Origin of the sequence: Chitinophaga sp. (genome assembly GCF_035564935.1) — a bacterium.
In the GTDB taxonomy this organism is placed as follows: domain Bacteria; phylum Bacteroidota; class Bacteroidia; order Chitinophagales; family Chitinophagaceae; genus Chitinophaga.
Genome location: NZ_DATMTE010000001.1, coordinates 1 through 8,454, shown reverse-complemented (window position 1 = coordinate 8,454; position 8,454 = coordinate 1). Strand labels below are relative to the sequence as shown.

7 protein-coding genes are annotated in these 8,454 nt (G+C 45.7%); 6 read left to right on the top strand and 1 reads right to left on the bottom strand.

Annotated features, from left to right (window positions below):
* Positions 1-29 precede the first annotated feature (29 nt).
* From VN105_RS00035 to VN105_RS00010, 6 genes are all read left to right on the top strand, one after another.
* Positions 30-1,772 carry a RagB/SusD family nutrient uptake outer membrane protein gene (locus VN105_RS00035; RefSeq protein WP_325636688.1) on the top strand — a complete coding sequence of 581 codons (1,743 nt, stop codon included), beginning with the start codon at positions 30-32 and terminating at the stop codon, positions 1,770-1,772.
* Positions 1,773-1,845: 73 nt separating this feature from the next.
* Positions 1,846-4,059 carry a hypothetical protein gene (locus tag VN105_RS00030; RefSeq protein ID WP_325636686.1) on the top strand — a complete coding sequence of 738 codons (2,214 nt, stop codon included), beginning with the start codon at positions 1,846-1,848 and terminating at the stop codon, positions 4,057-4,059.
* Between the two features lie 32 nt (positions 4,060-4,091).
* Positions 4,092-4,982: an aldo/keto reductase gene (locus VN105_RS00025; RefSeq protein WP_325636684.1), complete on the top strand. Its 891-nt coding sequence runs from the start codon at positions 4,092-4,094 to the stop codon at positions 4,980-4,982.
* Between the two features lies 1 nt (position 4,983).
* A complete protein-coding gene (locus tag VN105_RS00020) occupies positions 4,984-6,156 on the top strand; it encodes an enolase C-terminal domain-like protein (RefSeq protein ID WP_325636682.1) in 1,173 nt (390 codons plus the stop codon).
* 16 nt (positions 6,157-6,172) lie between these two features.
* Entirely contained in the window at positions 6,173-7,732 is a 1,560-nt protein-coding gene (locus VN105_RS00015; protein WP_325636680.1) for an SLC5 family protein, read from the top strand.
* A gap of 6 nt (positions 7,733-7,738) precedes the next feature.
* Positions 7,739-8,176 carry an L-rhamnose mutarotase gene (locus VN105_RS00010; RefSeq protein ID WP_325636679.1) on the top strand — a complete coding sequence of 146 codons (438 nt, stop codon included), beginning with the start codon at positions 7,739-7,741 and terminating at the stop codon, positions 8,174-8,176.
* On the opposite strand, the gene VN105_RS00005 is transcribed toward VN105_RS00010, so the two are convergent.
* Positions 8,177-8,454 (bottom strand): helix-turn-helix transcriptional regulator (locus tag VN105_RS00005; RefSeq protein WP_325636678.1); only part of this gene is annotated, 278 nt, incomplete at its 5' end. It lies immediately after the preceding gene.

The window sequence follows — 8,454 nt, the reverse complement described above, 5'->3', positions numbered from 1 at the left end:
AATACGTGTTAAAATTTAAAAAAAAGAAAATGAAGACTAAATTAAATATAGCCACACTCACCTTTCTCATTCCTTTTTTATTGTTGAGCTGCAGCAAAGTACTCGATAAAACAAATCTTTCCGCGGTAGGCCCGGACCAGGTATGGTCTGATGTAAATATTGCCACAGCCTATTTAAACCAGGTATATTCTGTCCTGATGCCAGGTAACACTTATGGAAGCGGGAATAACACTGACGAGGGCGTGCCTTATCAGAAGCAAACCAACGAATGGTTCAGGGGCACAGCCACCTTCGATTCGCAAAACAGCTTTTCGACCTATGATAATATACGCACCATCAATATATTATTGGAAAATATAGACAAAGCCACCTTCAGCCAGGCAGATAAGGACAAAATAAAGGGACAGGCATTGTTCTGGAGAGCCTGGGCTTACCATAATCTTGTAAGCGCTTACGGCGGGGTCCCGCTTATACTGGAAGCCCAGCTGCCTACTTCAGATTTAACTACACTGCAAAAACCCCGTAACAAAACATCGGAATGTGTAACCCAGATTTTGAAAGATTTAGACGATGCTATCGCCTTATTGCCCGATGCTTTTACAGATGATGACATGGGAAGGATAGATAAAGGAGTGGCCCTGGCTTTTAAAGGAAGGGTATTATTATTTTATGCCAGCCCGTTGTTTAATGGTTTAGGCGGTATTGCTTCCTGGCAGAAAGCTTACGACGCCAATAAAGTGGCTAAAGAGTTCCTGGATGCACGTGGTAAAGGATTGTATAGTCCTTACAGTAAGATATGGGATGATGAGCTGAACAAAGAAGTAGTGATGGTACGCCGGTACAATTACCCCCAGGCGGTTTATTTCCAGGGAGGCTTAATACCACTGGACTGGTCGAAAGACGACGTGGGTTATGACCGTCCGTCACTGGAACTGGTAAACGCTTTCCCCATGAAAGACGGCTCCGCGTGGGAATCGCAATCAAGAAGCTACGACACGCTATTTTTTAACAGGGATGACCGGTTTTACGCTAATATTTATTATAACGGATCTCCTAACCAGTATTTAAAAGGAATGCGTGACAGTAAATCCTATTTATGGACTTATTTCACTTCCATTACGAATTATAATGGTAACACCGGGCTTGAAGGCGTGCACAATGCAATCACGCCGGATGTATTATGGTCTAACTCCAGCTTTTACCGGATAAAAGCAATTGATAAAACCATTGATAAAGGCGGGGTTTACAATGCCGGCGTTGACTGGGTGGAAATTCGTTATGCCGAAGTATTAATGAATTACGGAGAGTGCGCCAATGAAACAGGCAATACCGCAGCAGCAATAGATGTATTAAAACAAATCAGATCCCGCGCAGGCGTACTGCCAGGCATTGCCGGCAACTATGGCATTACGGCAACGCTGCAGCCGGATATACGCCAGGCCTACCAAAAGGAACGCTTTGTTGAGTTCTGTTTTGAAGGCAAACGCATGACCGATCTGCGCCGTTGGAAAATGTTTGGTTATCTGAGAGGACTTACCCAACGTCATGGAATTGCCGTTCTGCTGAAAGCCGGACAACCGGATGTTAGTCCTATGTCGGATATAAATACTGTTTGGAGCAGGTTTACTTCCACCGTTATTTCAACAGATGCCGTTGATATAGCCATTAAAGATCAGTATTATATCTATGGTATTCCCAAAGCCGTTTTGGATCGGAATCCATTATTAAAGCAAAATAATAACTGGGGAGGGGAGTTCGATCCCTTGCAATAGATCTTACCAGGTAATAACGTAAATTAATACGCTGGTTTCAGCATAGTTTTCAGGATCAATCAATAGCAGCATAATGAAGAAAATTAACGGGCGTTGTTGGCGCCTGACTGCCGGAATTACCATCTGTACTTTATTGACTTTTAATAAGCAGGCGCATGCCCAGGACATTACACTCGGTACCAGGTATTCGTCTGTTACTATCAATAAAAACGGATTTATTACCAGTATTCGGGATAAGCAAACAAACAGGGAATATAATCCTAAAGGACTAAGCTCGCCATTACTGGTCCTGGAAAAAAACGGGAAAAATGTTTTTCCCGCCAGGGCCAGGTTCCAGGGCAATCAATTAAAACTGAATTTTCCCAATGGTGCAATTGCCATGTTAAAAGTGAACCAGGAACAGGAGTACCTGCGGTTTGAACTGTTGTCGCTGTCGCCCCGTAATAACACTGATAACATTATATGGGGTCCTTATAAAACCAATATCTCTAAAACCATCGGCGAAATATTATCAGTGGTAAGAGATGATAATTTCGCTATTGGCATCCTTGCGCTTAACGATAATACCACCAGTGGCCCGCCCTGTAACGGCGACATGTACCAGTCATGCTACATCATTCACTCCCCGGACCCGGTGAAATATCCGCTACCGGCTGATCTCAAAGAAGGGCAACGGTTCCGCATCGGGGGAGATGGCATCAATGACGTGGCATTCTATTCGCATCCGGAGGAATATTACCGGTATATGAATGGTAATGGCGCCAGCCTGGAGCCGGAATACGGATCTTCCATTGTTTTACATTCGCGCGACAGGAAAAAACCATATACCATTTTCTATCCGCATTTTAATGACTTCCCCGGTATTAAATCCCCCAGGCACATGGAGCTTACCCCGGTTGATGTGGACTATATCGGTTCTGCTATTGCCTTTTACGCGTGCCCGGACTCACTGGGGCTGAAAACTATAGAACAGGTGGTGAAGAAGGAAGGATTGCCTTATATCACCCGCAATGGAAAGTGGGTGAAAGATCCGTCGAATTATCAAATCGATATCGCCTGGTGGGGACCGCACGACAGCCTGGTATCGTATGCCAGCCAGCTGGGGTTGAAAGCCGTTCAGGACGAAGGATTGGGAGAATATTATACCAATCCCGCCAATCGCTGGGGCGATAAACATGTGACGCTTAACCAGCAAAAACGTCCTGTCAGCGACTTAACAGCTTTAACTAATAAGGAAGGCATCGCGTACGGACTACATACATTAACCGAATTTGTTCAGCCTTTCAGCAGCGATGTGCACCCGGTGCCCAACCAGGGCCTGTGCACGGTACTGAAAACCCATATCACAAATTCCATAGGTGCAAACGATACATTAATCCAGGTAGCAGATACCAGTTACCTGAATGAATTTGGCGGTTGGGACGATAATAAAGTAAACGTGCTGAGAATAGGGAATGAGCTCATCAGGTATAAAGGAGTAACTACCGTGAAGCCCTATACACTTACGGGTGTGGAACGGGGCGCACTCAAAACAAACGGCGCCGCGCATAGTAGTGGCGAAGAACTTGCCAAACTTCAGGTGAACTGCTATGGCGGATTTATTCCTGGCATTACCCTGCAGGATGAATACGCTGCCTATTATGCCAGCTTGCTGCATGACGGTGGCATGAATTACATCGACTTTGACGGGTTTGAAAGCTTTACCTACCAGGGACATGGACAATATTCTTTTAAGCGCTTTCTGAGAGGCATGTTTGATCATCTTGAAAAAATGGGAGTGCCCTATCTCAGGGTAATGGGATCTTGCGTTTTCGAAGGGAACTGGCATTATATGAGCGTATGTAACGTTGGTGGTGGTAACAATATGTTCGACCCCGTGAACAATAAATGGGGCATCGAAGGAAAAGACGTGCGCTATTCGTTTAATGGAAGTTACTTTCCATCTACGTTCGGGATACAAAACCTGCAGCCCGGCTGGGACGTACAGGTGATAGAGAATCTTCAGTGTAAGTCTGTTGCCTGGGATGCTACTTATATGCTGGGCCTTAGCCAGGAAGCTGTAGAGAAGAGAGCCGATAAGCAGGCCATATTCAAAGCTTTCCGGACCTGGGAAAACGCGAGAAGCGCCGGCGTGTTTGAAAGTGCATTGAAAAAAGAAATGCAGGAAGAAAGGAACAGGTATCACCTGGAGCAGCTTGATAATAATACCTGGAAACTTTACCCCGTAGCATTGGATGGTTCTTTAGGCACCCCCATGATATTGAAGCGGGGCAAAAAAACAAGTTAATTTTTTTTGTTTGGTTTACGACCTGTTTGTTTATGATCAATGAACGTTTGGTACTTGGTACTGCCGCCCTGGGTGGCGTTTGGGGAAAGGTTGATCCGCATCAATCTGTATTGGCGATCTTATTTGCGCTGGAATCTGGTATAACAGCTATAGATACTGCGCCCGCCTACGGAGATGCGGAAAGTTACCTGGGAGAGGCATTAAAGCAATGGCAAGGGAAAATGCCTGTGATCAGCTCAAAAGTAGGCCGGCTAAAATCTTATGCAGCCGATGATGCCCGCTATGATTATACAGATAAGGCTATCACGGAAAGCCTGGAGGAAAGCCTGCGTATTATTGGCATTTCTTCCCTTGATATCCTGTTCCTGCACGATCCACATGCCATACCGGAAACGGGAAGAGAGCGGATCATAGCTACATTGATAAAATTCAGAGAGCAGGGGCTTGCAAAACGTTTAGGCGTTGGCGGTAACTGGCCGGCCTGGCTGAAACCCTGCCTGGATGAGGGGATCTTTGAGGTAGTGATGGAATTTAACCGCCTCAATGCTTCCACTACAACTGCACTGGAAGATTCGTTGCCCTACTGTTTATCGCGTGGTATACAGTATTATGCCGCCAGCCCTTTAAACATGGGGCTGCTGGGAAAAAGCATCGGATCGTTTAAGCAGATGCGCCCCGGGTGGCTGCCTGAGGAGACAGTGGAAATGGCGATACACCTGGAACAGGTTGCAGCAAAACATCAGCTCACCTTGCCAGCCATGGCCCACAGGTTCCTATTGTCTTTACCTTATAACTTTAATATCGTTTTAGGGCCGTCGGACAAACAGGAACTGGCGGCCAGTATAGAAAATTTTAAACAGGGTAAACTATCTGAAATTATACTCGCAGAAGTGCTGAATTGCAATAATGGTAAAAGAAGTTAAGATGTTTGATATAGATAACGAGATCTTTAATATCCGAAGTATACAAATCAGGGAGTTAGCCCCGGTGCAGGTGGTTACGCCGTTTCAGGACGCCACTATGGGACCGTTTCCTGCTTTCGGGATGTCGATGATTACTATTGAAGATGAGGATTATAATATTGGTGAAGCGCCTGTGTACAGTAGCTATATCAATATTCTGAAAATATGCCTGGTACCTCATTTACTGTATTCCCATGATCAATCCTATAAGCAGTTATATTCAAAATTGTATTGGTCTATCCGCAATGAGGGCTTCAAAGGCCCCGCTTCTGCGTTGCTGGGGCAGGTGGATATGGCATTGCACGACCTGGCTACCCGCCGGGCAGGCATCCCGTTACATAAGTATTTGGGTTCAGCCCGGAATGATGTAAAAGTATACGGCAGCGGAGGGGGAACCAATTATAGCTATGCGGAGCTGGAAAAAGAAGTAGCCTACTTCATGGCGGCGGGTGTTGATTGCTACAAGATGAAAGTGGGGAAGGATTTTGGAATGAATATGACGGAAGATGTAAAACGCGTAAAGTTTGTTCGTAGCTCCCTTGGGAAAAATGCCAGGTTGGCGGTAGACGCCAACCAGATCTGGAGTTGTGAACAGGCCCTCCGGTTTATTGATCAGACAGCCGGGGAGAACCTTGCCTGGTTAGAGGAGCCTATACATTCAGCATCTTATGAACAGATTGAAGCACTGTGTAAACGAACGTCGGTGAAAATTGCTTTTGGTGAATCGGAGCGCACGTGCAGGGTATTTCCTACACTCGTAAACATAGGTGTGGCACATCTGCAGCCGGTACCAGGTCATTTGGCGGGCATAAGGGAATGGACCGCCGTGAGAGACCTTGCTGTAAAGCATCACCTGGATTTTTCTTCCGGCGGATATTCCTTGTTCACCGCCTCCCTGATGAGTACCGCATCTGAAAATTGCCAGGTGGAGTACCTGTATTCAATCATGTCGGGGCTGGAAACTTATTTCGATGTAAAGCCGGCACTGGAAGATGGCAGGTTTTTCCTGCCGGAGTCACCCGGTTTGCCTGTCAGGATAGGTTGGCAAAAATGTGAAGATACCGGTCACCTGGTCAGGAAACGGGTATGGAATAAAAAGAACACCAGGAAATATAAGCCTGTTGTATCTTTATGATTCTTAAGCATTTTTCGTGAAGATAATATTCACCAAAATTGATTATCTCGTACTTGTTGTTTATGTAGTGGCTTTATTTATTCTCGGCTTTTACCTGAGATCCCGCCGGGCGCCATCAGAAGCAGATATATTTTTGGGAGGACGCTCCCTGAAATGGTGGCAGATCGGCTTTTCCATGTTCAGCGCCAATGTAGGACCAATGATGCTGATCGGCTTATCAAGTCTTGGTTTTTCGCAAGGCGTGGTAGGAGGCAATTTTGAATGGCTCGCCTGGATATTCCTGATGTTGCTGTCTGCCTTCTTTATCCCGCGTTATATTTCAACAGGCATCAGCACTATCCCGCAATTCCTGCTGTTGCGCTACGGGCGCAGATCTTATAATTTTCTTGTGGTCTACAGCCTTTTTTCCATATTGTTTGTATGGCTTGGAAGCGCGTTGTATGCAGGAAGCATTGTTATCTCGGAAATTTTTCAATGCTCACTGCCCCTGGCAGTGGGGGTGATAACGCTTATCTCCGCCAGCTATACAGCCATTGGAGGATTAAAGGCCGTAGTGAGAACGGGTGTTTTCCAGTCATTGGTTATTATTATATCTTCCCTTATACTAACTTTATTGGCCATTCGAAAAATTGGCAATGTAGAAGATGCAGCCAGTGCAGTTCCCCCGGACTATTGGAAACTATTTCATGCCCGGTCTGATCCGGAATACTCCTGGCTGGCTATCCTGGCAGGATATCCCGTAGTGGCTGTTTATTACTGGTGTGCCGATCAAACCATTGTACAAAAAGTATTGGCAGCCAAAACGGTCAGGGAAGGACAACGGGGCATTCTTTTCCTGGCAGCGCTTAAAGTGATTACGCCGATTATTTTTGTATTACCGGGTATTATTTGTTTTTTATTATACAGGAACAGTACCACACCGGATAAATCTTACCTCACACTTGTCGAAAACCTGATGCCGGAAGGGCTTCGGGGATTCTGCATTGCAGCGCTTATTGCTTCCCTTATCGATACTGTATCGTCTGCACTAAATTCTTTCAGCACTGTTTTTACATTGGATGTGGTGACGCAGTTCGTGTCTCTGAAAGCAAAGAATAAAGTAATGGTAGGGAGATGGATGACGGCAGCAGGCGCTTTCCTGGGAGCAGGCATTGCGGTATTATTTTCCTATTCGGATAAAAGCCTTTTTGAATTAACACAGGGACTTGTATCTATATTGGCGCCGCCATTATCGGTTGTTTTTTTAGGAGGTATATTCTGGAAACGGACCCACGGGATGGCTGCAGAAGCCGTACTGTTTGGCGGCGGATTCCTTTGCCTGGCGATAGGAGTTTGTTATGTGCTGAACTACCCGTATAAAGGTTTCTGGCCACATTTCCTGTTCCTTTCCGTTTATATCTTTATCGGCCTGGCAATTTTAATGGCTTTCACAACGGTGGCTTTTAAGGCGCCCCGGAAAGACCATATATATTTTTCTTTCCCGGATAACACCAGGTGGACTATGGATAATTGGTTATGGGTGGGCTGGGGCGCATTGGCCCTCCTGATGATAACGATTTATATGGTATTAAACTAACGGTTCATGAATAGAATATCATTTGCTGTGTTGCACCGGGTATTGTTGCCGGTTGCTATCTTAATATTTTCCGCGTGTAACACGCCACGGAAGGAAACAGCCTTGCAGGAGCATGTATTTGTGGTGAATATTGTGAAGGACCCGCAGAAACTGAAGGCCTACCTCGATTATCACCAGCATATATGGCCGGAAGTAGAAGCTGGGTTTAAGAAAGCCGGTTACCGGAAAATAACGCTTTACCGGTATAACTACCTGTTAGTAATGACCATCGCCGTGCCGGCTGGGGCAGACCTGGGGCAAATGGGGAAAACAGCTGAAGCTTATGATAAGCGTTGCGCGGAGTGGAACAGGCTAATGGATGGATACCAGGAGGGCGTACCAGGTGCGGGGGAACATGAAAAGTGGGTGGAAACAACCCCGTTTTATCAGTTTAACCAAGAGTGACTATATATCCTGGGCGTTGACACTTTTGTTTTCTTCGCCTTCGTATTGCTTTAAGAAATCCCGGGGCGAAAGCCCTTTGATTTCCTTAAAGTGTTTATTAAAATTTGAGATATTATTATAGCCGCTGTTATAACAGGCTCCCGCCACATTGTGATTTCCTTCCAGTAAAAGTTTGGCGGAATGACCAATACGTACCTCCTTCACAAAATCGATTAACGTCCGGTTGGTATTGCGTTTAAAGAAACGGCAAAATGCTGCGGACGACATTGGAATAAGAT

Bases quoted from the DNA above. Each gene is read 5' to 3' on its own strand.
- VN105_RS00020 (WP_325636682.1), top strand. From the start codon at position 4,984: ATGTTTGATATAGATAACGAGATCTTTAATATCCGAAGTATACAAATC.
- VN105_RS00025 (WP_325636684.1), top strand. From the start codon at position 4,092: ATGATCAATGAACGTTTGGTACTTGGTACTGCCGCCCTGGGTGGCGTT.
- VN105_RS00035 (WP_325636688.1), top strand. From the start codon at position 30: ATGAAGACTAAATTAAATATAGCCACACTCACCTTTCTCATTCCTTTT.
- VN105_RS00010 (WP_325636679.1), top strand. From the start codon at position 7,739: ATGAATAGAATATCATTTGCTGTGTTGCACCGGGTATTGTTGCCGGTT.
- VN105_RS00030 (WP_325636686.1), top strand. From the start codon at position 1,846: ATGAAGAAAATTAACGGGCGTTGTTGGCGCCTGACTGCCGGAATTACC.